Source organism: Salibaculum griseiflavum, from assembly GCF_003129565.1.
Classification (GTDB): Bacteria; Pseudomonadota; Alphaproteobacteria; order Rhodobacterales; family Rhodobacteraceae; genus Salibaculum; species Salibaculum griseiflavum.
On record NZ_QETF01000025.1, the window covers coordinates 1 to 23,898 of the forward strand.

Annotated in this window: 22 protein-coding genes and 1 pseudogene; 11 read left to right on the forward strand and 12 right to left on the reverse strand. The window is 64.6% G+C overall.

Annotated features, from left to right (window positions below; translation table 11 throughout):
• Window positions 1-114, forward strand: a pseudogene (locus DFK10_RS15385) (IS5/IS1182 family transposase); the annotation flags it as partial.
• A gap of 316 nt (window positions 115-430) precedes the next feature.
• Here the strand turns inward: DFK10_RS15385 and DFK10_RS15390 are convergent.
• Window positions 431-2,911 (reverse strand): penicillin acylase family protein, encoded by a 2,481-nt coding sequence (locus DFK10_RS15390; protein ID WP_109389922.1) that lies wholly within the window; start codon window positions 2,909-2,911, stop codon window positions 431-433.
• An 86-nt stretch (window positions 2,912-2,997) separates the two neighbouring features.
• On the opposite strand from DFK10_RS15390, the gene DFK10_RS15395 reads away from it, so the two are divergent.
• Window positions 2,998-3,873 carry an NAD(P)-dependent oxidoreductase gene (locus DFK10_RS15395; RefSeq protein WP_109389923.1) on the forward strand — a complete coding sequence of 292 codons (876 nt, stop codon included), beginning with the start codon at window positions 2,998-3,000 and terminating at the stop codon, window positions 3,871-3,873.
• A 105-nt stretch (window positions 3,874-3,978) separates the two neighbouring features.
• Here DFK10_RS15395 and DFK10_RS15400 read toward each other — a convergent pair whose 3' ends face one another.
• The 6 genes from DFK10_RS15400 to DFK10_RS15425 all read right to left on the reverse strand — a co-directional run bounded on the left by DFK10_RS15400 (window position 3,979) and on the right by DFK10_RS15425 (window position 10,380).
• Window positions 3,979-5,328 (reverse strand): branched-chain amino acid ABC transporter permease, encoded by a 1,350-nt coding sequence (locus DFK10_RS15400; RefSeq protein ID WP_109389924.1) that lies wholly within the window; start codon window positions 5,326-5,328, stop codon window positions 3,979-3,981.
• A complete protein-coding gene (locus DFK10_RS15405; protein WP_109389925.1) occupies window positions 5,325-6,335 on the reverse strand; it encodes a branched-chain amino acid ABC transporter permease in 1,011 nt (336 codons plus the stop codon). The genes DFK10_RS15400 and DFK10_RS15405 overlap by 4 nt, the downstream gene beginning before the upstream one ends.
• Before the next feature lie 3 nt (window positions 6,336-6,338).
• Window positions 6,339-7,163 (reverse strand): ABC transporter ATP-binding protein, encoded by an 825-nt coding sequence (locus DFK10_RS15410; protein WP_109389926.1) that lies wholly within the window; start codon window positions 7,161-7,163, stop codon window positions 6,339-6,341.
• Window positions 7,160-7,942 carry an ABC transporter ATP-binding protein gene (locus DFK10_RS15415; RefSeq protein ID WP_109389946.1) on the reverse strand — a complete coding sequence of 261 codons (783 nt, stop codon included), beginning with the start codon at window positions 7,940-7,942 and terminating at the stop codon, window positions 7,160-7,162. The genes DFK10_RS15410 and DFK10_RS15415 overlap by 4 nt, the downstream gene beginning before the upstream one ends.
• A gap of 100 nt (window positions 7,943-8,042) precedes the next feature.
• Window positions 8,043-9,287: an ABC transporter substrate-binding protein gene (locus tag DFK10_RS15420; RefSeq protein WP_109389927.1), complete on the reverse strand. Its 1,245-nt coding sequence runs from the start codon at window positions 9,285-9,287 to the stop codon at window positions 8,043-8,045.
• A gap of 91 nt (window positions 9,288-9,378) precedes the next feature.
• Window positions 9,379-10,380 carry a GlxA family transcriptional regulator gene (locus tag DFK10_RS15425; RefSeq protein ID WP_109389928.1) on the reverse strand — a complete coding sequence of 334 codons (1,002 nt, stop codon included), beginning with the start codon at window positions 10,378-10,380 and terminating at the stop codon, window positions 9,379-9,381.
• 188 nt (window positions 10,381-10,568) lie between these two features.
• Here DFK10_RS15425 and DFK10_RS15430 point away from each other — a divergent pair, with 188 nt between their 5' ends.
• The gene (locus DFK10_RS15430; protein WP_109389929.1) at window positions 10,569-11,939 is read left to right on the forward strand and encodes a class II 3-deoxy-7-phosphoheptulonate synthase; all 1,371 of its coding nucleotides are present in this window, start codon (window positions 10,569-10,571) and stop codon (window positions 11,937-11,939) included.
• Between the two features lie 3 nt (window positions 11,940-11,942).
• Here DFK10_RS15430 and DFK10_RS15435 read toward each other — a convergent pair whose 3' ends face one another.
• Complete coding sequence (locus tag DFK10_RS15435) at window positions 11,943-12,554, reverse strand: PAS domain-containing protein (RefSeq protein WP_109389930.1); 612 nt, start codon at window positions 12,552-12,554, stop codon at window positions 11,943-11,945.
• A gap of 101 nt (window positions 12,555-12,655) precedes the next feature.
• On the opposite strand from DFK10_RS15435, the gene DFK10_RS15440 reads away from it, so the two are divergent.
• The 4 genes from DFK10_RS15440 to DFK10_RS15455 are packed head-to-tail and all read left to right on the forward strand — an operon-like array spanning window position 12,656 to window position 15,959.
• On the forward strand, window positions 12,656-13,624 hold the full coding sequence (locus DFK10_RS15440) for a YicC/YloC family endoribonuclease (protein ID WP_328589385.1): 969 nt from the start codon (window positions 12,656-12,658) through the stop codon (window positions 13,622-13,624).
• A gap of 3 nt (window positions 13,625-13,627) precedes the next feature.
• Window positions 13,628-14,266 carry a guanylate kinase gene (gmk, locus tag DFK10_RS15445; protein WP_109389931.1) on the forward strand — a complete coding sequence of 213 codons (639 nt, stop codon included), beginning with the start codon at window positions 13,628-13,630 and terminating at the stop codon, window positions 14,264-14,266.
• A complete protein-coding gene (locus DFK10_RS15450; RefSeq protein WP_109389932.1) occupies window positions 14,263-14,784 on the forward strand; it encodes a gamma carbonic anhydrase family protein in 522 nt (173 codons plus the stop codon). The genes gmk and DFK10_RS15450 overlap by 4 nt, the downstream gene beginning before the upstream one ends.
• Window positions 14,785-14,786: 2 nt before the next feature.
• Window positions 14,787-15,959, forward strand: coding sequence for a trans-sulfuration enzyme family protein (locus DFK10_RS15455; protein WP_109389933.1), 1,173 nt, complete (start codon window positions 14,787-14,789; stop codon window positions 15,957-15,959).
• Here DFK10_RS15455 and DFK10_RS15460 read toward each other — a convergent pair.
• Entirely contained in the window at window positions 15,937-16,329 is a 393-nt protein-coding gene (locus tag DFK10_RS15460; protein ID WP_146193284.1) for a hypothetical protein, read from the reverse strand. The two genes, DFK10_RS15455 and DFK10_RS15460, sit on opposite strands and share 23 nt — an antisense overlap.
• Before the next feature lie 128 nt (window positions 16,330-16,457).
• Between DFK10_RS15460 and DFK10_RS15465 the strand changes: the two genes are divergently transcribed.
• From DFK10_RS15465 to DFK10_RS15475, 3 genes are all read left to right on the forward strand, one after another.
• The gene (locus tag DFK10_RS15465) at window positions 16,458-17,525 is read left to right on the forward strand and encodes a sensor histidine kinase (protein WP_109389948.1); all 1,068 of its coding nucleotides are present in this window, start codon (window positions 16,458-16,460) and stop codon (window positions 17,523-17,525) included.
• Between the two features lie 94 nt (window positions 17,526-17,619).
• Complete coding sequence (locus DFK10_RS15470) at window positions 17,620-18,807, forward strand: M24 family metallopeptidase (protein ID WP_109389949.1); 1,188 nt, start codon at window positions 17,620-17,622, stop codon at window positions 18,805-18,807.
• A 169-nt stretch (window positions 18,808-18,976) separates the two neighbouring features.
• Window positions 18,977-19,735 carry a LuxR family transcriptional regulator gene (locus DFK10_RS15475; protein ID WP_109389935.1) on the forward strand — a complete coding sequence of 253 codons (759 nt, stop codon included), beginning with the start codon at window positions 18,977-18,979 and terminating at the stop codon, window positions 19,733-19,735.
• 365 nt (window positions 19,736-20,100) lie between these two features.
• Here the strand turns inward: DFK10_RS15475 and tsf are convergent, their stop codons facing one another.
• Together tsf and rpsB are read right to left on the reverse strand one after the other, a co-directional pair.
• Complete coding sequence (gene tsf, locus DFK10_RS15480) at window positions 20,101-20,976, reverse strand: translation elongation factor Ts (RefSeq protein WP_109389936.1); 876 nt, start codon at window positions 20,974-20,976, stop codon at window positions 20,101-20,103.
• A gap of 80 nt (window positions 20,977-21,056) precedes the next feature.
• Window positions 21,057-21,839: a 30S ribosomal protein S2 gene (gene rpsB, locus DFK10_RS15485; RefSeq protein WP_109389937.1), complete on the reverse strand. Its 783-nt coding sequence runs from the start codon at window positions 21,837-21,839 to the stop codon at window positions 21,057-21,059.
• 218 nt (window positions 21,840-22,057) lie between these two features.
• Between rpsB and DFK10_RS15490 the strand changes: the two genes are divergently transcribed.
• On the forward strand, window positions 22,058-23,461 hold the full coding sequence (locus DFK10_RS15490) for a hypothetical protein (protein WP_109389938.1): 1,404 nt from the start codon (window positions 22,058-22,060) through the stop codon (window positions 23,459-23,461).
• An 82-nt stretch (window positions 23,462-23,543) separates the two neighbouring features.
• Here DFK10_RS15490 and DFK10_RS15495 read toward each other — a convergent pair whose 3' ends face one another.
• Window positions 23,544-23,849: a PilZ domain-containing protein gene (locus tag DFK10_RS15495; RefSeq protein ID WP_217810183.1), complete on the reverse strand. Its 306-nt coding sequence runs from the start codon at window positions 23,847-23,849 to the stop codon at window positions 23,544-23,546.
• Window positions 23,850-23,898: the final 49 nt, after the last annotated feature.

The following is a 23,898-nucleotide window of genomic DNA, read 5'->3' on the forward strand; positions in this document are numbered from 1 at the left end:
ATCATGTTTGGTAGGTTGAAGGATTGGCGGCGTGTGGCAACCCGCTACGACAGGTGCCCGAAGGTCTTCCTGTCAGCCATCGCCCTCGCAGCACTCGTCATCTACTGGCTATGAGTCCTGACCCTAATAGTGATTGTCTTGATCTCACTAGCTTAACAAAGTGACCTCTAACCAGTATAGAAGTTTCACTGGTCGGTCCCGAATACTGACGTTGGCACTGGATTTGTGAGTCTATCAGACAGCTGTTGGGTATTGGCGATACATGCTCACCCCCGGTGCGCGGTTTTCATCATCAGTCAATCTCTTTGAGAATCCGTTCGAACGGTAGTCTGGCGCTGTAACCAACACTTCTGCTCCTTTCATCGAAGGTCCACCTTTCCCGCAGAGCTGACCGTGCAACCAGGCATTGGTGCTGGCCGCGCATCGGGGCCTAGTCGCTTTCGGGCCGCAACTGCGTAATCCCCACGGCGCCGCCTCGGGCCAGGGCCGGGTCGAGGGACATGGGGATGTATTCGCCGCGCCGCCAAAGCTCGCCCAGATCGTCATAATAGCGCGACAGGGGGTGTCCCGATTGCCCCGTCGAGGTAATGAAGACCGAGCTGTCCGGGTCGGCGAAATCATAGACCCCGCGATAGACGGCGGCGTGAACATTCTCGAAGGGGCGCGGCCCGCTGCCCGCCGTGCGGCCGCGCATCAACGTGTTGTCGCCGCCGCTGGTCGATTGGCGGATATTGACGAACCAGTTCAAGACGGGCGCCTCGCCCAGCACCGGATGGTCATGGGTCGCCTCGTGTGCATCGCCCCAGCGCAGGGATTCCAGGTTGTCGCCATAGGTCTCTGTGATCCAGACCAGCGCGTCGTCCAGGGACAGACGGGCGATGTCGGTGCAGGTTTCAGTGGGTGCTGATTGGCGGATGTCGCACCAGGCGGCGGCCCCGTCCACATCGCGGAAAACACGTTCGATGAAGAGCGGCTCCACATGGGCGTATTCACGGGCCAGCGGGCCAAGGTCGTCGCGGATCAGCCTGTCTTGCAGCGCACGGAGCCAGGCGGCATAGATGAGCGGTTCGGGCAGGTGCTCGTTCATCTCGCCGTTCCATTCGGACAGCAAGGTCAGCGCCTCCTGGCGCAGGCGCTGGGGCGTGCCCTCGGCGGCGGCCTCACCGGTAAACCACAGATCGGCCCCGATCAGCGGCAAGAGGGATCGTGCCGTGAAGGAGACGGTATCCAGCTGCGCCTCGATAAAGCTTTCGCGGGTGTGCACCCGTCGGTCCTGCATCAATCCGCGCCAGCGGTTGATCCGCTGGCTGTCCCCCCATGTGTGGCTGACATGGGCGGGGAAGGGGGCCTCGACGATCTTGTTGTTGGTGTTGCCGACGATCCCGCCAGCGGGCGCCACCCATCCCGGGTTGTCGTCATAGGGCCGGTGCCCCCGCCAGCGGTTCTCGGCGATATAGCCGAAATGCGGCATTCGCCCCTTTGTCACGTGGTCCGGATCGCGGTCGGGCACATGGCCGATCAGCTTCATGCCGATGGTATTGCGGTCCGCCAGGGTCAGCACCTGGGCAGGGGCGACGAAATCCTCGCCCGCGGCGATCCCGTCCTCGACGGTGCGGGCGCGCATCAGGGCCATCCCCGCCTGTATGGTCGTGTCCTCGTGCGAAAGGGCGGTCCAGCCCAGAGCAAAGACATGGCCCGGCGGGCGGATCTCTTGCAGGTCGAACTGGTCGGGGGTCAGGACCGGGCCGTTCTGTGTCCATTGCAGCCGGATCGTCACCGACGGCGCGTCCTTGATGCGGATGATGCTGTCACGGGTGACGAAATTGGCCCAGCCGTCGGGCGTGCGGTATTGCGAGGCATCGGCGGGGTTCACCTCTTCGATGAAGAGGTCCTGGTCGTCGAGGTAGGACGAGGTGATGCCCCAACCGAGATGCGCGTTGCGGCCCGTCAGCACCAGCGGCACACCGGGGATGGTGCCGCCGATCACGCCCCCCGATTGCAGCTCCAGCCGGGCAAGGTAGAAAAGCCCTGGCGCCGACAGGCCCAGATGCGGGTCATTGGCCAGCAGGGTCGAGCCGGTGGCCGAGCGGCTGATCCCCGCCGCCCAGGCGTTCGAGGCCCCGGCCAGCCCGCGCGGCGGCAGCGGCCAGAGCGGGTCCCGGGTAATTTCGCTGGCCATTTGCGTGCCGGGCGTCACCTTCGGCAGGTCCGGCACAAGCGAGGCGAAATCGGGCAGGGCGGCAAGGCCCGCGCCCGGGTGGTCGGGCAGGATATCGGCCAGCCGCGCCTGGTCCTCAAGCGCCAGCGAGGTCCGCGCGCGCAGCACTTCCTCTTCCAGATGGCCCGAGAGCTGCACCGCCATGAGCTTGACGATGGCCACGCTGTCGGCGGGCTGCCAGGGGGCCAGCGCATGGTTGAAGAGCCACATTTCCGGCGCGCCACGCCCGCGCGCGCCCGCGTTCACTTCGGCGATCCAGGCATTGACGCCCGCCGCATAGGCGTCCAGCGCGGCCTGCGTGTCGGTATCCATCGCGCCGACCGAATTGCGCGCTGCAGTATAGATGTCGAAGCGGCGCAGCACCGTGTCGATTTCCACCGTGCGGCGCCCGTAAAGCTCGGAGAGCTTGCCCTGAGCCGTGCGGCGCAGCATGGTCATCTGCCACAGCCGGTCCTGGGCATGGGCAAGCCCCAGGGCATAGAACACGTCCGCGTCGCTCTGGCCGAAGATATGCGGCACGTTGGCATTGTCGCGCACGATCTCGACCGGCGCCGTCAGACCCGCGACCTCGAGTGTCGCGTCGTAATCAGGCAGCGAGCGCGCGGCGAAATACCAGGCAAGGACGAACGCCGCCACCGCCAGCAGGATCAATGCCGAGGCAATCCGGATCAGCCAGCGAAACAATAGCGCCATGAATTCTCCCGTTCGGTGCTGGTGCTGCGGTGCGTGGTTGGATACCTATCCCCCAAGCACAATCATGATGCAAGCGGAGGACAAACATGGCGAAGGTGGCGTTTCTGGGACTGGGCGTGATGGGATACCCGATGGCCGGGCACCTTGCGGCGGCCGGGCACGAGGTCTGCGTCTACAACCGCACGACGGCCAAGGCCGAGGCCTGGGTCGCCGAACATGGCGGCAGGATGGCCCCCACCCCGGCCGAGGCCGCTGCGGGGGCGGCCTTCGTCATGTCCTGCGTGGGCAATGACGACGACCTGCGCGAGGTCTGCCTGGGCGAGGCCGGGGCCTTCGCCGGGATGCAGGAGGGCGCCGTCCTGGTCGATCACACCACGGTGTCGGCGCAAGTCACCGCCGAGCTTTATGCCGCCGCCGGCGCGGCGGGCCTGTCCTTTGTCGATGCACCCATTTCGGGCGGGCAGGCCGGGGCCGAGAACGCCCAGCTGGTTGTCATGTGCGGCGGTGACACGGAGGCCTATGGCCGGGCCGAGCCGATCATCGACACCTATGCCAAGCTGTGTCGGCGCCTGGGCGAAAGCGGCGCGGGCCAGATGACGAAGATGGTCAACCAGATCTGCATCGCCGGGCTGGTCCAGGGCCTGTCCGAGGGGCTGCATTTCGCCGAGAAGGCCGGGCTGGACGGCCGCGCCGTGGTCGAGGTGATCGGTGGCGGCGCCGCCGGCAGCTGGCAGATGGTGAACCGCTACGAGACCATGCTGGACGATGAATTCGAGCATGGCTTTGCCGTCAACTGGATGCGCAAGGACCTCGGGATCTGCCTGCAGACCGCCAATGAAACCGGCGCCAGCCTGCCGGTTACCGCGCTGATCGACCAGTTCTACAAGGACGTCCAGAAGATGGGCGGCGGGCGCTGGGATACATCGAGCCTGATCAAACGCTTGCGCGCGCTGGACGGGTAGGGGCGTCGAACGGGCCTTGCCCGTCCGACCGGGCGGGGGGCTCTGCCCCCCGTCGGCCCCGGGGCCGACTCCCCCCGGGATATTTCCGGTCCAAAGAAAGCCGGATCAGCGTTCCGGAAGCAGGCCGCGCGGCGCAAAGCGCAGCATGAGCAGCATCACGACGCCCATGGTGAAGAGGCGCATATGGGCCACGGCATCCATGATGCGGATGCGAAAAGCGTTGTCCTCGGCCATGCCGGTGGTGATCAGATCGGCCAGCCACGCGCCCAGCGGTTCGACCTGGACCCAGAGCCACCAGACCAGGAACCCGCCGAGCACGGCGCCGTAATTGTTGCCGGACCCGCCCACGATCATCATCACCCAGACCAGGAAGGTGAACCGCAGGGGCTGGTAGGTGCCAGGGGTCAGCTGGCCATCGAGCGTCGTCATCATGGCCCCGGCGAGGCCGCAAACCGCGGACCCGAGGATGAAGATCTGCAGGTGGCGCGCCTTGACATCCTTGCCCATGGCCTCGGCGGCGACTTCGTTGTCACGAATGGCGCGCATCATGCGGCCCCAGGGGCTGGCCAGTGCCTTTTGCGCCAGCCACAGGATCAGGACCAGCACGATGGTGAAGAGAAGCGCGTAGCCGAATTTCACGTAGAGCGTCGAGGCCAGCGTCGGCTCGAGCCCCAGGCTGGCGGCGCGCTCGACGAAACCCGGATCGTTCTGCAGGTCGACCTCGTAGGGCACGGGGCGGGGCAGACCGATCACGTTCTTGACGCCCCGGCTCAGCCAGTCCTCGTTCTTCAGCACGGCGATAACGATCTCGGCGATTCCCAGCGTCGCGATGGCCAAGTAATCCGAGCGCAGCCCCAGCGCGGTCTTGCCGATGATCCAGGCCGCCCCGGCGGCCAACAGCCCACCCACGGGCCAGGAGATGATCGTCATCCAGCCACAGGCGCGATAATCGCCACAGGGATTGAGGCCGCCCAGATTGCCGGTGACGGCGGGGTTGATGGATTCGACGGCGTTGACCCCGGCATCGAAAACCCAACGGTAAAGGAAAAAGCCGCCGACCAGCACCGCCAGCATGACAGCCGTGCGCCGGCGTCCCTTGGGCAGCCGGGTATAGGCAAGGATCGCCGCCACGATGGTCGCGGCCCCCAGCACCAGCCCCAGCAGGATCTGATAGCCGCCCGCCGCCCAGGCCCCGGGCGAGGGCGGCATGGCGATGAGGACTGTGGCCAGCCCGCCGAGTGCGACAAAGCCCATCACGCCGACATTGAACAGCCCGGCAAAGCCCCATTGCAGGTTCACGCCCAGGGCCATGACGGCCGAGACCAGCGCCATGTTGAGAATGCTCAGAGAGGTGTTCCAGGAGCCGGAAAAGATCCAGGCATCGGTCAGGCCTTCCAGCAGGAACAGGGCCGCGACGAAGGCGAAGAGCAGCGGGGCACGCATCGACTGGGTCATACGGATTGTCCTTTGAACAGGCCGGTCGGCTTGAACAGCAGCACCACGACAAGGATCGCGAAGCTGACGGCGAATTTGTAATCGGTGGACAGAAGCTGGGCCAGCCCGTCCGGCTCGAGGCTTTCGGGCAGAAGGTAGCCCGCCACCTTCTTCCAGGCATAGGTGATCATCACCTCGGAATAGGCGATCACGAAACCGCCGGCGATGGCGCCCAGAGGGCTGCCGAGGCCGCCCACGATAGCGGCGGCGAAGATCGGCAGCAGCAGCTGGAAATAGACGAAGGGCTTGAAGCCCTTGTCGAGGCCGTAAAGCGTGCCCGCCACGGTCGCCAGCGCGGCCACGATCAGCCATGTGACGACCACAACGCGTTCGGGGTTGATTCCCGACAGCAGCGCCAGGTCCTCGTTATCGGAAAAGGCGCGCATGGACTTGCCGGTGCGGGTCTTGTTGAGGAACCAGAACAGCAGCGCCACGGCGATGGCAGCGACGACCAGGGTGATGGCCTGGGTCGATTTCAGCGCGAGGCCTTCGTCGAGACCGGTCATTTCCTTGAAATCCCGCGCAGAGATGATGAACCGGTCACCATCGTCAAAGCGCTGTTCATCTACGCCGATGATGAAGCGGACCAGCCCGTTATAGACGAACATCACCCCCATCGAGACGATGACGAGGATCACCGGCACGGCCTTCTGTGCCCGGTAGAACCGGTAGACCACCCGGTCGGTGCCCAGCATCAGCAGGGCCGCGCCGGCGATCCCGAAGGGCAGGGCGAGCAGGGCGGTGGGCAGCGGGCCGAGGCTGACCCCCAACGACTGGAACCACCAGGTGAAAAGGATGGTGATCGTGGTGCCGAAGGCCATCGTGTCGCCATGGGCGAAGTTCGAAAACCGCAGGATGCCGTAGATCAGGGTCACCCCGAGCGCCCCGAGCGCCAATTGCGCGCCATAGGCGGTGGCCGGGACGATGACGAAGTTGAGAAGCGCCACGATGGCGTTGAGAAGGTCCATGCGTCAGCCCCCCAGGAAACTTTGGCGCACTTCGGGATCGGCCAGCAATTCCTTGCCGGTGCCCGTGTGCGCGTTGCGGCCCTGCACGAGGACATAGCCGTGATCGGCGATCTCCAGCGCCTGGCGGGCATTCTGTTCGACCATCAGGATCGGGATGCCGGTGCGGGCGACCTCGATGATGCGGTCGAACAGTTCGTCCATGACGATGGGGCTGACCCCGGCGGTCGGTTCGTCCAGCATCAGCACCTTGGGCTGGGTCATCAGCGCCCGGCCCACGGCGACCTGCTGGCGCTGACCGCCTGATAGTTCTCCAGCGGCCTGGTCGCGTTTATCGCGCAGGATCGGGAACAGATCATAGACCTGTTCCATCGTGGTGCGGATGTCGTCCTCGCGGATGAAGGCGCCCATTTCGAGGTTCTCCTCGACCGTCATGGACGGGAAGATGTTGCGCACCTGCGGCACGAAGCCCATGCCCTTTTTCACCCGGTCCTGGGGCGACAGGGCAGTGATGTCCTCGCCATCCAGAAGAACCCGGCCCGACCGCATGTTGAGCATGCCGAACACCGCTTTCATGGCGGTGGATTTACCCGCGCCGTTGGGGCCGACGATCACGGCAATCTCGCCGCGATCCACGGCGATGGTGCAGTCATGCAGGATGTCGGGGCCCTTGCCATAGCCGCCGGTCATGGCCTCGCCGACCAGGAAGCTATCCGCCGAGGCGGCCCTGGCCGGTCCGCTGTCACGATGCTCGATCTCGCCGCCCATGCCGGGGCGGGTGATCGAGGCGTCCTTGTTGCCCCGATCCTCCTGGTAGGGATTGCCGCTCATGCGCCCACCTTGTCCTTGTTCTTTAGGCCGGTGCCCAGATAGGCCTCGATCACCTGTTCATTGGCCTTGATCTCGGCCAGCGTGCCCTCTGCCAGCACCTTGCCCTCGGCCATGCAGATCACCGGATCGCACAGCCGTTCGATGAAATCCATGTCGTGTTCAATGACGACGAAAGTATAGCCGCGTTCCTCGTTCAGGCGCTTGATCGTGTCCGAGATGGTATAGAGCAGGGTGCGGTTCACGCCCGCGCCGACCTCATCAAGGAAAACGATCTTGGCATCCACCATCATGGTGCGGCCCAGTTCCAGCAGCTTTTTCTGTCCGCCCGACACGGCCCCGGCGGGATGATCGGCCAGATGTTCGATGGTCAGAAATTCAAGCACCTCGTCGGCCTTGGCCTTCAGGGCGCGTTCCTCGTCGGCGATGCGCTTGCGACCAAACCAGGTGTTCCACAGGGTTTCACCGGATTGGCCCGAGGGCACCATCATCAGGTTCTCTCGGCAGGTCATGGAGCCGAATTCATGGGCGATCTGGAAGGTGCGCAGCAGTCCCTTGTGGAACAGATCATGGGGCGGCAGGCCGGTTATATCCTCGCCCATCATGGTCACCTTGCCGGAGGTCGGTTGAAGAACGCCCGCGATCACATTGAAAAGCGTAGTTTTTCCGGCGCCATTCGGGCCAATCAGGCCGGTGATGGATCCTTGTGCGATCTCAAGCGAGGCGCCGTCCACCGCATGAAAGCCGCCAAAGGTCTTGACGACGTTGTCGACCCTGATCATCCCGTCTGTCCCCCATCCGCGGGCCGAGGTGCCCGTCTTCGTATAGGCCGGGCGGCGCGAGGGAATGCCCCGCGCCGCCCGCATGCGCTCAGCTCACGCCTCAGCGGAACTGAACGGTTTCGTAATCGCCATCGGTGATCGTGTATTCCCGATAGGTGCCGGCGGCTTCGCCCGGTCCGATCAGCTCGACATTGGTGGCGCCGACATAGTCGATGTCGCCCCCTTCGGCGAGGATTTCCAGCGCGCGGCCCAATTCGCCGGGCAGGATCGGTTCGCCCGGGGCGTTGGCCACGGCCAGAACGTTCTCGGCGATCGAGGCACTGTCGGCAGAGCCACCGGCCTGGATGGCGAGCGCCAGCAGCGCGGCGGCGTCATAGCTTTCACGGGTGAAGGAGCTGTCGCCGTTCACGCCGGCGGCCTCGGTGATCGCGGCGAAGGCATCGGCACCGTCACCTTCGGCCCAAGGCACGGCCCCGAAAGAGCCTTCCATGTCGGCGCCAAGGGCCTCGACAAGGCTGTCGGCGAACATGCCGTCACCCATCATGAAGGTGTCGAAGGCGCCGCTGTCGAGCGCGGCGCGGATGATGCCGGGACCGCCCTGGTCGGCATAGCCGAGCACGGCCAGCACCTCGCCACCGGCGGCGCCCATGGACGCCACTTCGGCCGAATAGTCGCCCTTGCCGACTTCATGAGCGGCATTGATCGTCACCGACCCGCCATTGGCCTCGAAGCTGGAGATGAAGCTGTCGGAAAGGCCCTTGCCGTAGTCATTGTTGGCATAGGTCACGGCAACCTCGGTGATGCCCTTGTCGGCCAGGATCCCGGCCAGCACTTCGCCCTGGCGCGCATCCGACGGCGCGGTGCGGAAGAACAGGCCGTTATCTTCGGCGGTGGTCAGGCCCGGCGAGGTGGCCGAAGGCGAGATCATCGGCACACCATTGGGCACCGCGACATTGGCCAGAACCGCGCCGGTCACGCCGGAACAGTCGGCGCCCATGATCGCCACGACACCGTCGCCGGTGATCAGGCGTTCGGCGGCAGCGGTGGCCGCGCCATTGTCGATACAAGTGCTGTCGGCACGCACCGGTCCGATGGTCAAACCATCGAGAACGCCGCCAGCCTCGTTGATCTCGGTCCAGGCCAGTTCGGCCGCGTCGGCCATCTGCGGCGTCAGGGATTCGATCGGTCCGGTGAACCCGAGGATCACACCCATCTTGATATCCGCTTCGGCAGGGGCTTCTGCGTCGGCAACGTCTTCAACTTGCGACGAGGTCTGCGTGAGGTAATAGCCAACACCAGCGATCACAACGACGCCAGCAGCGGCTGCAAGCCACGTATTTTTCATAGTTCTTCTCCCAATTGGAACCTTATCCTTCCGGCCTGAACTCTAGGCAGCGATTCGCGAAAAGGAAAGCCATACCGAAGGGCAATCCGCCCTAGATCGACAGCCGCGCCGCCTGCGCCCCGCGTTCGCGATAGGGGGTCGTGTTGTAATGCGACCGGTAGCATTTCGAGAAATGCGAGGGCGAGGCGAACCCGCAGGCCAGTGCCACGTTGATCACGCTCATGTCGGTCTGCATCAGCAGGTTGCGGGCCTTCTGCAGGCGCAGCTCCATGTAATAGCGTTTCGGGCTGCGGTTCAGGTAGCGCCGGAACAGTCGTTCCAATTGGCGGGTGGACATGCCCACCTCCTTGGCCAGCAGCGAGGGGCTGATCGGTTCCTCGATATTCTGTTCCATCGTCTGGATGACCCGGCTGAGCTTGGGATGCCGCACACCGATGCGAGTGGGGATCGACAGGCGCTGCGTGTCCTGATCCGTGCGGATCGAGGAATAGATCTGCTGGTCGGCCACGGAACTGGCCAGTTCCTCGCCATACTGGTCGGCGATCACCTGCAGCATCAGGTCGATGGAGGAGGTGCCCCCGGCGGTGGTCCAGCGGTTGCCGTCCTTGATGAAAACGGATTTCGTCAGGTCGACGTCGGGGAATTCCTCGGTGAAACTGTCCTGGTTTTCCCAGTGGATCGTCGCGCGCTTGTCATCCAGCAGGCCGGCCCGCGCCAACGTATAGGCCGCCGTGCACAACCCGCCGACGACGATGCCGCGCCGGGCCTCGCGGCGCAGCCAGCTGACCACGCGCTTGGTTGTCGCCTCCTGCACGTCCTTGCCGCCGCAAACCAGAAGGTAATCGTCGCGACGCAACTCTTCGAGATCCATGTCCAGTTTGAAACTGATCCCGCCAGAGGCCGTCGCAACGTCGCCGCCATCCCCGGCCAAGCGCCAGGTGTAAAGCTCCTTGCCCGACATCAGGTTGGCGATGCGCAAACAATCCACTGCCGCGGCAAAGGACAGAAGGGTGAAATTCTCCAGCAGAAGGAAGACGAACCGCCGCGGCGCGGTCTGTTCGGTCTTCACGTCGATCGTCTGTCTGCGTTCCATCCGCGGTCCCTGCTTGAACTGACGGGAGACATGACCACCTTTACTCGCCCGATTCAAGAGGCAAGCGCCGTATATCGGGCGCAAAACGAGGGGAAAAAGGCCATTGGCCCGACGCGCCGGGATCGCTATAAGCGCCCGGTAACGCTAACCGCCCGCAATGGCGCGGGCCCTTATCCGGAGCAAAAGAGATGACGGAATGGACAAAGTCTGACTGGCGCAACAAGCCGCGGGTTCAGATGCCGGACTATACCGACGACGCGGCCTTGGCCGAGGTCGAAGGCCGTTTGTCCTCCTATCCGCCGCTTGTCTTTGCCGGGGAAGCCCGTCGCCTGAAATCGGAACTGGCCGCCGTGTCGCGCGGCGAGGCCTTTCTGCTGCAAGGCGGCGACTGCGCCGAGAGCTTTGCCGATTTCAACGCCGACCATATCCGCGACACGTTCAAGGTGATGCTGCAGATGGCCATGGTGCTGACCTATGGCGCCAAGGTGCCCACCGTGAAGGTGGGACGCATGGCCGGGCAATTCGCCAAGCCGCGCTCGGCCCCGACCGAAACGGTGGATGGCACGGAACTGCCCAGCTATCGCGGCGACATCATCAACGAACTGGACTTCACCGAGGCCGCCCGCATTCCCGACCCGGCCAAGATGCTGCGCGCCTACACCCAGGCCGCCGGCACGCTGAACCTGCTGCGCGCCTTTTCCACGGGCGGCTTTGCCGACGTGCACCGGGTGCACCAGTGGACGTTGGGGTTCACCGACCGGGACGAGGCCCAGAAATACCGCGACCTGGCCAACCGCATCGGCGATGCGCTGGACTTCATGAATGCGGCCGGGCTGAACGGCGACACCAATCATGAGCTGGCCACGGTAGACTTCTACACCAGCCACGAGGCCCTGCTTCTGGAATACGAAGAGGCGTTGACGCGGCTCGACAGCACCTCGGGCCAATGGCTGGCCGGCTCGGGCCATTTCCTTTGGATCGGCGACCGCACCCGTCAGCCCGACGGTGCGCATGTGGAATTCCTGCGCGGGGTGCAGAACCCGATCGGCCTGAAATGCGGCCCGACCATGACCACCGGCCACCTCAAGGCGCTGATGGCCAAGCTGAACCCCGAGAACGAGGCCGGCCGCCTGACCCTGATCGCACGCTTCGGGGCGGGATCGGTCGGGGAACACCTGCCGCGCCTGATCAAGGCGGTTCAGGAAGAAGGTGCCAATGTCGTCTGGTCCTGCGATCCGATGCACGGCAACACGATCAAGTCCTCGACCGGCTACAAGACCCGTCCCTTCGACAGCGTGCTGCGCGAGGTGAAGGAGTTCTTCGCGATCCACAATGCCGAAGGGTCGATCCCCGGCGGCGTGCATTTCGAGATGACCGGCGACGATGTCACCGAGTGCACCGGCGGTGTTCGCGCCGTGACCGAAGAGGACCTGTCGGATCGCTATCACACGGCCTGCGATCCACGGCTCAACGCGTCGCAATCGCTTGAACTGGCCTTCCTGGTGGCCGAAGAGCTTTCGGTCCGGCGCCAGTCTGTCAGTGACGCGGCGGCCGGCTGAGGATCAGGCGTTATCGACCACAAGGCGAAGGGCCGGACGGCCCTTCGCGAAAGGTGCCCGCGCTGTTTCCGGTGGGTCCAGGTGCAGCGGCTCGTGACGGATCCGGTCCTCGGCGCACAGCTTGAATTGGCGCGGGGCCCGGCCCACACGGCCATCGGCCACCATCGCACCAAGGCAGCGGGACACCCTGTCGAATTCATCCCGCATGGGCAGAAGGAGCAGGCGAGCCGACAGAGCCGGACGGCCGAGACCACGGACACCCTCCAGCGGCAATTCGACGATCGACGGCATCTTGAATGCGATCTCGACCTGTGTGGCCAACCGGCCGCGATCGGCCGCCTCGAACAGGACCGAAAGCGGCATACCCCGCGGCTCCGCCCCGACAAGGGCGGCAATGCGCTGACCGGCGACGCGCATCCGGGCCACCCCCGGCGCGACGCGCTCCACGATCATGGCATCCTCGATCAGCTCGCCCAGGCAGGCCGGGTCGAGATCGGACCGGCGCGGGATCCGGCCATCCGGCGCGAGACTGTGCCAATAGGCCTGCAGATCCACCAGCGCGGTCGGGTTGGTAACGGTAAAATCGCTGTCGGTGCTGTCGCTGGCCCGTTTCATTGCTGCGCTCCCTCATGAATGCCTGTGCATTTTATCCCACGTTTGGGTCAAATTTTCACTTAGGAATCTTTTAACCGGTTAACGGCTCCGTCCCGATGGGGATGGCCGGGCTTGCCCTGCGGACGGCTTTGCCGTTAGGTGCGACCAACCCGAAACAAGTGCCCGAGGCCGCCCGCGTGATCCGTTCCATGACCGCTTTCGCCAGCCGTTCCGGCCATCACGGCCCCGTCAGTTGGGTCTGGGACCTGCGCAGCGTGAACGGGCGTGGGCTGGACCTGCGGCTGCGTCTGCCCGACGGTATCGAGGGACTGGAAAGCGAGGCGCGCAAGAAACTGGGCGCGGCCCTGACGCGGGGCAACGTGACGCTCGGCCTGAAGATGACCCGAGAGGCCAGTGAAACCGAACTGACGCTGGACCCTGATCACCTGGCCCGTGTGCTGCGCGCGCTCGATGAGATCCAGAGCCGGGCGGTCGAGATGGGCGTGACCCTGGCCCAACCCACGGCGGCGGATGTCCTGACCCAGCGGGGAGTGCTTGCACAAGGCCAACCCGAAACGGCGGCCGACCCGGAGCTGCCAAGGTTGCTGCTGGCCGATCTGGACTCGCTGCTGGCCGACTTCCTTGCCATGCGCGATAGCGAAGGCGCGGCCCTGGCCGGCCTCATGAATGACCAGATCGCTGCCATCGACACGCTCGTGGCGGAGGCCGAGGCACGGCTTCCCGACCGGGGCGATCAGACGCGCGCTGCCCTGCGCCGTGCGCTGGACCGGATCACCGCAGAGGGCGCCCCTGTGGAAGAGGACCGGCTGGCCCAGGAACTGGCGCTGATCGCCGTAAAGAACGACGTGACCGAAGAGCTGGACCGCCTGCGCGCGCATATCGGCGCCGCGCGCGACTTGCTCGGGCAGGGGGGCGCGGTGGGCCGCAAGCTGGATTTCCTGGCGCAGGAGTTCAACCGCGAAGCCAACACCCTGTGTTCCAAGGCACAGGACAAGGCGCTGACCCGGATCGGGCTGGACCTCAAGGCGGTGATCGACCAGATGCGCGAGCAGACCCAGAACGTGGAGTAACACATGTCCCGACGTGGCCTATTGATCATCCTGTCCTCGCCCTCGGGCGCCGGCAAATCGACCCTGTCCAACCGGCTCAGGGACTGGGACAGCAGTATCCGGTTCTCGATCTCGGCCACCACACGCGACCCGCGTCCGGGCGAGACGGACGGCCGCGAATACCATTTCCGCAGCGAGGCCGAGTTCAAGCGCATGGTCGCCGATGGCGAGATGCTGGAACACGCCCATGTCTTCGGCAACCATTACGGATCGCCCCTGCCGCCCGTGCGGGACGCCATCGAAGAGGGCTGCGACGTGCTGTTCGACATCGACTGGCAGGGGGCACAGCAAATCCGGAATTCCGCGCTCAAGGACAATGTCCTGTCGATCTTCCTGCTGCCGCCCTCGATCAAGGAACTGCACGAGCGGCTCCAGGCCCGCGGCCAGGACAGCGCCGAGACCATCGCCAAGCGCATGCAGAAAAGCTGGGACGAGATTTCCCACTGGGACGCCTATGATTATGTCCTGATAAATGACGATCTCGACGCCACCGACGCGCGGCTGAAAACCATCGTCAGCGCCGAACGGCTGCGGCGCGAACAGCAGCCCGACCTGGTCGACCACGTCCGCGCCCTGCACCGCGAATTCGAGGAGATGTCATGAGCCTTTATGAGCTGGACGGGCACGCCCCCGAGATCGACGCCACCGCCTGGGTCGCGCCCGGCTGTCACCTGATCGGTCAGGTGGCCCTCGGGCCGCGCGTGTCGGTCTGGTTCGGCACCACCATTCGCGGCGACAATGAGCCGATCCTCGTGGGCGAGGGGAGCAATGTGCAGGAAAACTGCGTCTTTCACACCGATATGGGCTTTCCCCTGACCATCGGGAGGAACTGCACCATCGGCCACAAGGTCATGCTGCATGGCTGCACCATTGGCGACAATTCCCTGGTGGGGATGGGCGCGACCGTCTTGAACGGCGCCAAGATCGGCAGGAATTGCCTGATCGGGGCCGGGGCGCTTGTGACCGAGGGCAAGGAGATCCCAGACGGATCATTGGTGATGGGCGCGCCGGGCAAGGTGGTCCGCCAGCTGGACGAGGCCGCCATCAAGGCGCTGACGGCGTCGGCGCTGCATTACCAGGATAACGCCGCGCGCTTCCGCGCCGGTTTGAAGGAGGTTTGAGCATGTCCGAGTCCATCGTGCGTCGCACCCCTTGGCCCAAGAGCAGCTCGCGCCCCGTGGTCACGCCGCTGCAACCCTCTGTCGTCTATGCCTCGCCCGATCCTGACGGGCTGGACCGGCAATATGACGAAGGGTCGGGCTACACCTATGCCCGCGAGGGGCATCCGAACGCGACGGTTCTGGCCCAGAAGATCGACCGATTGGAAGGGGCCTCGGGCGGGATCATCTCGGGCTCGGGGATGGGCGCCATCGGCAACGTCTTTCTTGGGCTGCTGAAGGCCGGCGATCACGTTGTGGGCGGCGATCAGCTCTATGGCCGCTCGCTGCGGCTGATGACCGAGGATCTGCCCCGCCTCGGGATCGAGACCACCCTTGCGGACCCCACGGATGCACGCCGGATCGAGGCCGCGCTGCGCCCCGAAACGAAGATGATCCTGGTCGAGGTCGTCTCGAACCCGACGATCCGCATCGCCGACATGGACGGGATCGCGAAACTGGCGCGCGACCGTGGCATCCTGCTGGTGGTGGACAACACCTTCACCACGCCGCGTGGCTATCGGCCCTTCGACCACGGCGCCGATATCGTTGTGCATTCGGTGACCAAGCTGCTGGCGGGCCATTCCGATGCAACCTTGGGCTATGCGGTGGCCCGCGACCCGGCGCTGAACGAGAAAATCTATGTCGCCAATGTCACCTGGGGCTTCACGCCCAGCCCCTTCGATTGCTGGCTGGCTGAACGAGGTCTGCACTCGTTCGAGCTGCGCTATGACCGCGCCGAGGTGACGGCAACCCGGCTGGCCGAGGCGTTGGCCAAGATGCCCGGCGTGACCCGAGTGCTGCATCCCAGCCGGCCCGATCATCCCGATCACAACCGGGTGCAATCCGTGCTGGGGGATCGGCCCGGCAACATGCTGTCATTCGAGGTAGAGGGCGGGCGTGCCGCCGCCAACGCGTTGACCCGCGCCGCACCGGATATCGCCTTTGCACCGACATTGGGCGATGTGGGCACGACGCTCAGCCATCCGGCTTCGTCCTCGCACCGGGCGCTGACCGAGGCCGCCCGCGCCGAGATCGGCATCAGCGAAGGGTTTTTCCGTGTTTCCGTCGGGCTGGAAGACCCGGAGTTGCTGATCCGCGAATTCGAGGACGCGATCAGCGCCGCACGGAGCGCATGAACCAGGCCAGATCCTGCGGCAATAATAGGTCGAACACGAGGTCGGGCGCGACGCGCTGCACTTCGCGGGTTACGAGGCCCGGGTCGGGCAGGGGGCGTGTGGAGGCGTAAAAAACCCCCCGGAACCCGGCGTCATTCAGCGTTTGGGCGATGGTGATCGCATCGAACCCCGGACCGGAAAGCGGCGACAGAACGATGGCTGGCATCGCACCCCGAGCCAGCGTTTCAGCGATCTGGTCGGCTGTAATGAACCGCGCCCCCGCAGGCGGGTTTTCATCGGTTTGTCGTATCTCCGTCACGTGCCCGACAACCAGCACGATCACTGTGTCTGCATTTAAGGTCGCCACCGGCGCGGGGGGATTGGATGTCAAACGAGGCTCCCGGAAACAGGTTTCGCGCCCAGCCTGTCTGGAAATCTGCGAAAATTCAACCTGAGGATGTTTCTTTCAGATCCGCGCCACATCTTGATCTCGGGACGCAGATCGGTCAGCAGGTGATCATGTCCGATGATAGCGAACTGGTCCTGGTCGATGCCTTGCCCGTGCCCGCAGTGGTGATCGGGGCAGATGAACGCGTGCGCCGGATCAACCACCATGCCCAGAGCCTGATAGGCACCGATTGCACGGGCTGGCATTATATCACGGCCCTGCGGCAACCGGGCGTTCTGGATGCGGTGGAGGCCAGCTTGCGCGATGGCGGCCACCGAAAGGCGCGGTTCCTTGGCAGTGACGGGGCACGGGACACCACTTGGGATGTCACGCTGGTCGGGGCGGTGCTGCCCGCCGGACGCGCCGTCGTGCTGACCTTTCAGGATATCACTGCGGTCGAGGAAGCGGGCCAGATGCGCCGCGACTTCATCGCGAATGTCAGCCACGAATTGCGCACGCCGCTGACCGCTGTTCTGGGGTTCATCGAAACGCTGCGCGGCCCGGCGCGCGACGACCCGGCCGCGCGCGACCGGTTTCTGGATATCATGGAAAAAGAGGCCGGTCGCATGCACCGCCTGGTCGAGGACCTGCTGTCGCTGAGCCGGGTGGAGGACCAGGAACGCAACCGGCCCCGCGCGTTGGTGGACCTGCCGCAGGTGATCGATGGCACGCTGGATGCGTTGCGCCCGATGGCCGAAGACCGGGGCATGCAGATCGCATGGACGCCGCCCGCCGGTAGCATCCGCGTCGCGGGCGATGCCAGTCAACTGGCGCAGGTTGTCACCAACCTTGTCGAGAACGCCGTGAAATACGGCCGGCGCGACAGCACCATCACGGTCGCCTTGTCGGAACCAGCCCCGGAAACCAGCCTGCGCCAACACGGGGTGCGCCTGTCTGTCACGGATGAGGGCGAGGGGATCCCGGTGCACCACATCGCCCGCCTGACCGAACGATTCTACCGGGTCGATACCCATCGGTCCCGTGAAATCGGCGGAACCGGGCTGGGACTCGCCATCGTCAAGCATATCGTGAACCGCCATCGCGGACGGCTGCGCGTGGCCAGCGAGCTGGGAAAAGGATCCACCTTTACGGTGATCCTGCCGACACAGGATATCGAGACCCCGGCAGAGCCGGGATGACCTGATGGCGGTAATTTACCCCTTGGGGCCGTTTTTCGACTAGATTTCGCGGCCTTGCGGAGTGATGCTGGCCCGGATCAACGAGGAGTCCGCAATGCCCAGCAGTCGTACCAGCCCGTCTTTTCCCGACAGTGAATATCATGACCGCATCGAGAAAAGCCGCGCCGCGATGGAGGCAGCGGGGTTCGACCTGCTGATCCTGTCGGACCCGTCCAACATGGCCTGGATCTCGGGCTATGACGGCTGGTCCTTCTACGTGCACCAAGCCGTGCTTCTGCCCATGGATCAGGATCCGGTCTGGTGGGGCCGGGGCATCGACTCGACCGGGGCCATGCGGACCGTCTTCATGGAAGAGGACGACATCCACGGCTATGACGACACCTATGTGATGAACCCCGACAAGCACCCGATGGCGGATCTGGCCCGGCTGATCGACGCTTATGGGTGGTCGGGCTGCCGTATCGGCGTCGAAATGGATAATTACTATTTCAGCGCAAGAGCTTACGAAGAACTCCTCAAGCACTGCAAGGGCGCGGCCTTTGGCGACTGCACCGGCCTCGTCAATTGGCAGCGGGCGGTGAAATCGGACACCGAGATCATCTATATGCGCCGCGCCGCCGACATCGTGACGGCCATGCATGAACGGATCGTCGAGATGGCCGAACCGGGCCTTCCCAAGAACCAGCTCGTCGCGGAAATCTACCATACGGGCATTTCCGGGGTCGGCGGGCATTTCGGCGATTACCCGGCGATCGTGCCCATGGCGCCATCGGGTTTGGACGCCACCGCTGCGCACCTGACATGGGACGACACGCCGTTGCGGACAGGGGAATCGACGTTCTTCGAGATTGCAGGCTGCCACCGCCGCTATCATTGCCCGCAGTCGCGCACGCTGTTCCTGGGCAAGCCGCCCCAGAAATACCTGGATGCACAGGCCGCGGTCGAAGAGGCGACGGAGGCTGCGCTGGAACAGGCCAAGCCCGGAAACCGCTGCGAGGATGTCGCCAATGCGTTCAACGCGGAGCTGGGACGCCACGGGTTCATCAAGGACAGCCGCTGCGGCTATCCGATCGGTCTGAGCTATCCGCCGGACTGGGGCGAGCGCACGATGTCGTTCCGCGCAGGCGACCGGACCATCCTGGAACCGGGCATGACGTTCCACTTCATGCCGGCGATCTGGCTGGACGACGGCGGGCTGGAGACGACGGAACCGATCCTGATCACTGGCACGGGCCATGAGAAGCTGGCCGGGACACCATCGGGACTGGTGGTCAAGGACTAGGGCGGGGTCCGCGGGCTACAGCGTGACGGCACGGCTCCTATGGCTCGTTATTCGCATAATCAGTATTATGTAAAATATGACGACTGGACAACCCATTGATGCTGCGGCAACATCCAGCATCGGCACAAAACCCTTTGTGTAAACGCCCAATGCTGCTAGCGAGTGTGACATGATCCCTGTCGTCACGCATCTGGAGGCCCTGACGAACGCGCCGACCATCGAGGCGCTATGGGAATTGCATACCCAACGCATGGCCGAGCTGGGCTTCGATCGCCTTATCTATGGGTTCACACGGTATCGCAGCGGCGCATCGCTGGGCGATCCGCAGGACTGGGTCGTTCTGACCAATCACGGCGACAGCTACATGGATCGCTTCATCGGTGACGGCTACATCTACAATGCGCCCATGGTCAATTGGGCCCTTCAGAACGATGGCGCATGCAGCTGGTCCTGGATTGCCGATCCCGCCAATCTGACACCCGCCGAACAGCGCGTGGCCGATTTCAATCGGTCCATGGGTGTAACCGCGGGCTACACGATCAGCTTCCGGTCTGTCAGCGAACGCACCAAGGGCGCCGCAGCGATCACCGCGAGCGAAGGGATCAGCCAGTCGGAGGTCGAAGAGATCTGGGCCAAGCATGGCGGCGAAATCAAGGTGATGAGCAACGTCGTCTACCTCAAGATGCTCACCCTGCCCTACGCGACACGCAACCTGACCAAGCGACAGCGTGAAGTGCTGCAATGGGTCGGCGATGGAAAAACGACCCAGGACATTGCCACGATACTTGAGCTGACGCCGGCAACCATCGAGAAACACTTGCGTCTGGCCCGTGAGGCGCTGGATGTGGAAACCACGGCCCAGGCGGTTCTGAAGGCGTCTTTTTACAACCAGATGTTCGTTCTGGAACCTGATAGCCTGGGCGCCTGAGGCGCTGGTAGGGATTCCCTGACTGGCGCCTTACGTAGGGTAAGTGGCACGCTGAACCCGTTCCGTGAGTGGTGGCTTTTTGGCCAGGGAACAGCGGATCGGACCCTTGCGATTACAAGGCAAAGCCGTTCCGTGGACCGGGAAACCGGCGGCTGGTTCGTTCGGGCTTGGCCCGCGCGGGCCGGCCTCTTGCAAGCCCGAGGCGGCGTCCTCGTCCCTTTTTTCATGCGCCGTCCGGGTGACACGGCCCCGCGAACTCCCGACGCGGGGCCGTTTGCATGAAGGATACTTCGTAACCAACGGACTATGATAGAAAACGGCCGCTCAAGAGCGGCCGTTTCAACTGGTTTTTCAGAAGGTCGGGCTTAGCCTTGAGCGGCCTTGGCCACCTCGGCGGCGAAGTCCTCTTCCTTCTTCTCGATCCCCTCGCCCACTTCAAGGCGCACGAAGCCGGTGATCTCGGCCCCGGCTTCCTTGGCAGCGGCCTCGACGGTCAGGTCGGGGTTCACGACGAAGGCCTGGCCCAGCAGCGTGTTCTCGGCCATGAACTTCTTCATGCGGCCCTCGATCATCTTCTCGATGACCTGCTCGGGCTTGCCGCTTTCACGGGCGATGTCGATCTGGATCTGGCGTTCCTTCTCGACCAACTCGGCATCGAGCGAGGCTTCGTTCAACGCGGCCGGGTTGGCAGCGGCGATATGCATCGCGACCTGCTTGCCAAAGCCCTCGTCACCGCCGGTCATGGCAACCAGCACACCGATCTTGCCCATGCCGTCAGCGGCGGCATTGTGGATGTAGGACACGACGGTTTCACCGCTGACAGTGGCCATGCGGCGGACCGACATGTTTTCACCAACGGTGGCGATCTTGTCGGTGACGGTATCGGCCACGGACTTGCCGCCCATATCGGCCGCCATCAGCGCGTCGATATCGTCAACGCCAGTTGCGGCCTTGGCAATGCCGGACACCATGTCCTGGAATTCGGCATTCTTGGCGACGAAGTCGGTCTCCGAGTTCACCTCAACGGCGACGCCCTTGCCGCCTTCGACGCTGACGGCAACGAGGCCCTCGGCGGCGGTGCGGCCGGATTTCTTGGCGGCTTTGGCCAGACCCTTGGTGCGCAGCCAGTCAACGGCGGCGTCCATGTCGCCATCGGTTTCGGTCAGCGCCTTCTTGGCGTCCATCATGCCCGCGCCGGTCGAGTCGCGGAGTTCTTTCACGAGAGCAGCGGTAATCGCCATGGCTCTATCTCCTGTAGAAATGTGACATGTCCCGGGGCGGTTTTGGCCGCACCCGGTATCAGTTTTGCGACGGGTGCGCCTTAGCTGGCGGCCGCATCCTCGGCAGGCGCCTCTTCGGCCACGACCTCTTCGGCAGCCTGTTCCATCTCGCCCAGGTCGACCCCGGCGGCGCCCAGCTGGGCGGACAGCCCGTCCATGGCGGCGCGGGCGGCCAGGTCGCAATAGAGGGTGATGGCGCGCGAGGCGTCATCATTGCCGGGGATCACGTAATCGACGCCGGCGGGCGAGCAATTGGTGTCAACCACCGCGACGACCGGGATGCCCAGCTTGTTCGCCTCGGCGATGGCCAGGTCTTCCTTGTTCACGTCGATCACGAACAGCAGGTCGGGAATGCCGCCCATTTCGCGGATGCCGCCCAGCGATGCCTCGAGCTTGGCCTGCTCGCGCTCCATCCCAAGACGTTCCTTCTTGGTCAGGCCTTCGAAGCCGTTCTCGGCGGCCTCGTCGATGGCGCGCAGACGGCCGATCGACTGCGAGACGGTCTGCCAGTTGGTCAGCGTGCCGCCCAGCCAGCGGTGGTTCATGTAGAACTGTGCGGATTTCTCGGCGGCGTCCTTGATCGGCGCCTGGGCCTGGCGCTTGGTGCCGACGAACAGCACGCGGCCGCCCTTGGCGACGGTGTCACGGACGGCCTGCAGGGCCTGGTCCAGCATCGGGACCGTCTGCGTCAGGTCCATGATGTGGATGCCGTTGCGGGCACCGTAAATGTATTCGGACATTTTCGGGTTCCAGCGCTGGGTCTGGTGGCCGAAGTGAACGCCGGCTTCAAGCAGCTGGCGCATGGAAAACTCTGGAAGAGCCATGGTCGTTTCCTTTCCGGTTTCATGCCTCGGCGGGGGATCAGCATTTCGCCAACCGGTGGATGAGCCGGGATGTCTCCCCGACGCACCCGCCCCCGCCTGCGGGATTGAGTGCCGCGCGTATAGACGGGGTTGCAGGGCTTGGCAAGGGGGCTGTCTGTTATGTTCCTGTCACATGCAGCGCCTACCCCTTGGCCCGGTTCAAACGAAGGAGACCACCCATGGGGATCACCACCAAGTCGCTGCTGACCAGCACCGCCGCAACACTCTTCCTGGCCGCGCCCGCGCTGGCCGAGACCATCACCGTCACCGAGGCCACCGAGGCCGCAATCACCGACGCCCTGGCCGCCGCTGCGGCTTCGGAGAGTGCGAGCACCGTCGTTCTGGCCTTCGATGGCGATGTCGAGATCGCCGACACGCTGGCTTATGACGGCCGGTCCGCTCTGGCGCTGATCGGCAGCGGCCAGACCATTTCCACCGCCAACAACGTGACCCTGCTGGCCGCCACGGAAGGCGCCGATCTGCATGTGGTCGGCCTGACTCTGGCCGGTCCGGGCGGCTGGACGGTCGAAAACCGCGGCGATCTGGACGGGGCCGCGGCCAAGGGCATTTTCGTTGACCTGCGCGACGATCAAACCGGCACCGCAACCCTGGTTGCCGAGGACGTGACCGTGCGCGGCGTTGCCGGCTACGGCATCCACATTTCCGACTGCACGCTGGCCGATGATTGCGGCGGCGGCCAGACCGGTGACGGCGATGGCTCGGATGCCGGGATTGCCTTGACCCTGCGCAATGTCACGATCAACGACGTGGGCAACGGCACCTTCGACGGCGACGGGCTGCGCGCGGATGAGCGTGGACCGGGCGGCATCACCGCGCTGATCACCGGCTCGACCGTTTCCATGGCCGGGGCCGATGGCATCGAGCTGGACGAAGGCGGCGCGGGCGACGTGGTCGCCACGATCATCGACACCCGGTTGGTCGAGAACGGCGCCTACTGCACCCCTGCCCTGTTCGCGGACGCGATCCCCGACCCTGACGAGGCCGAGTTCGAAGAAGGCGCCATGGCCGAGGCCGACATCCCCGGCCCGGTCACCGGCACGCCCGACAACACCTGCATCGAACGTGCGGTGGACCTCTACGATGACGGCAGCGTCGAAGCCTACGAATTCGGTCTCGATCTGGACGACGGCATCGACTTCGACGAAGGCGGGGCCGGCTCGATCCACGCGGTCTTCCTGCGCTCGACGATTTCGCGCAACCTCGATGAAGGCGTGGATTTCGACGAGGCCGGCAACGGCGGTATCGATGTGCAATTCATCGACACCGTGGCAGAAGACAACACCGATGACGGCTACAAGAACTCCGAAGAAGATGCCGGGTCGGTCACGGGCCTGATGCTGCGGTCCTCGGCCACCGGCAATGGCGGCAAGGGCGCGGTCTTCGAGGAAGAAGGCGATGGAGACTTGGCGGTGATCGCCGAGGCCTCTTCCACCGCGAACAACGATGACAGCGACGGCACCGGCATCGAGGCGGTCCAGGAAGATGGCGGCATGGGCGCGCTCACGCTGATCGACAGCGATATCGCCGATGGCACCGACCTCGACGGGGTCGATCTCAAATAGCCTCCTGGGCAAACGCCCTGCGGCTTACTCTCGGACCCCGCCAGGCTGGCGGGGTCCGTTTCGATTGCGGCAGCAATATGCCTCACAGTTCGCGATACATGGGCGCCCCGCCGACATGGCCCCGTGGCCGCGCCAGTCCGGCGGCGCGGCGCAGCTGAACCACCCCCGCATTCGACAGAGGTGTCGAGAACCGCGCCGCGACACCATCCGCATTGGCCCGAACCACACTGGCCCGCAGGCGCAGCCCGGGGGTGGCCAAGTCGATCCGGTCGCCCGGTGACAGGCCGGTCAGACCCTTCAGCAACACGCCGCTCAGGCTGACATTGCAGATCACCGCGCGCCGGCGTGCACCGGACGCGATCACGGTCACGTCAAGATCGCTGGGCATACGAGGCGGTCGATACTTCATCGCGGCCTTTCTCGGCGTTAGAGACCTG

What these genes read in the sequence shown, in the direction of transcription:
- DFK10_RS15415 (WP_109389946.1), bottom strand. Translation starts at nt 7,942, where the DNA reads ATGATCAGGGTCGACAACGTCGTCAAGACCTTTGGCGGCTTTCATGCG.
- DFK10_RS15450 (WP_109389932.1), top strand. Translation starts at nt 14,263, where the DNA reads ATGAGCCTTTATGAGCTGGACGGGCACGCCCCCGAGATCGACGCCACC.
- DFK10_RS15440 (WP_328589385.1), top strand. Translation starts at nt 12,656, where the DNA reads ATGGCCGGGCTTGCCCTGCGGACGGCTTTGCCGTTAGGTGCGACCAAC.
- DFK10_RS15410 (WP_109389926.1), bottom strand. Translation starts at nt 7,163, where the DNA reads ATGAGCGGCAATCCCTACCAGGAGGATCGGGGCAACAAGGACGCCTCG.
- DFK10_RS15430 (WP_109389929.1), top strand. Translation starts at nt 10,569, where the DNA reads ATGACGGAATGGACAAAGTCTGACTGGCGCAACAAGCCGCGGGTTCAG.
- rpsB (WP_109389937.1), bottom strand. Translation starts at nt 21,839, where the DNA reads ATGGCTCTTCCAGAGTTTTCCATGCGCCAGCTGCTTGAAGCCGGCGTT.
- DFK10_RS15400 (WP_109389924.1), bottom strand. Translation starts at nt 5,328, where the DNA reads ATGACCCAGTCGATGCGTGCCCCGCTGCTCTTCGCCTTCGTCGCGGCC.
- DFK10_RS15490 (WP_109389938.1), top strand. Translation starts at nt 22,058, where the DNA reads ATGGGGATCACCACCAAGTCGCTGCTGACCAGCACCGCCGCAACACTC.
- tsf (WP_109389936.1), bottom strand. Translation starts at nt 20,976, where the DNA reads ATGGCGATTACCGCTGCTCTCGTGAAAGAACTCCGCGACTCGACCGGC.
- DFK10_RS15435 (WP_109389930.1), bottom strand. Translation starts at nt 12,554, where the DNA reads ATGAAACGGGCCAGCGACAGCACCGACAGCGATTTTACCGTTACCAAC.
- DFK10_RS15425 (WP_109389928.1), bottom strand. Translation starts at nt 10,380, where the DNA reads ATGGAACGCAGACAGACGATCGACGTGAAGACCGAACAGACCGCGCCG.
- DFK10_RS15420 (WP_109389927.1), bottom strand. Translation starts at nt 9,287, where the DNA reads ATGAAAAATACGTGGCTTGCAGCCGCTGCTGGCGTCGTTGTGATCGCT.
- DFK10_RS15405 (WP_109389925.1), bottom strand. Translation starts at nt 6,335, where the DNA reads ATGGACCTTCTCAACGCCATCGTGGCGCTTCTCAACTTCGTCATCGTC.
- DFK10_RS15395 (WP_109389923.1), top strand. Translation starts at nt 2,998, where the DNA reads ATGGCGAAGGTGGCGTTTCTGGGACTGGGCGTGATGGGATACCCGATG.
- DFK10_RS15465 (WP_109389948.1), top strand. Translation starts at nt 16,458, where the DNA reads ATGTCCGATGATAGCGAACTGGTCCTGGTCGATGCCTTGCCCGTGCCC.
- DFK10_RS15470 (WP_109389949.1), top strand. Translation starts at nt 17,620, where the DNA reads ATGCCCAGCAGTCGTACCAGCCCGTCTTTTCCCGACAGTGAATATCAT.
- DFK10_RS15495 (WP_217810183.1), bottom strand. Translation starts at nt 23,849, where the DNA reads ATGCCCAGCGATCTTGACGTGACCGTGATCGCGTCCGGTGCACGCCGG.
- DFK10_RS15455 (WP_109389933.1), top strand. Translation starts at nt 14,787, where the DNA reads ATGTCCGAGTCCATCGTGCGTCGCACCCCTTGGCCCAAGAGCAGCTCG.
- DFK10_RS15390 (WP_109389922.1), bottom strand. Translation starts at nt 2,911, where the DNA reads ATGGCGCTATTGTTTCGCTGGCTGATCCGGATTGCCTCGGCATTGATC.
- DFK10_RS15475 (WP_109389935.1), top strand. Translation starts at nt 18,977, where the DNA reads ATGATCCCTGTCGTCACGCATCTGGAGGCCCTGACGAACGCGCCGACC.
- gmk (WP_109389931.1), top strand. Translation starts at nt 13,628, where the DNA reads ATGTCCCGACGTGGCCTATTGATCATCCTGTCCTCGCCCTCGGGCGCC.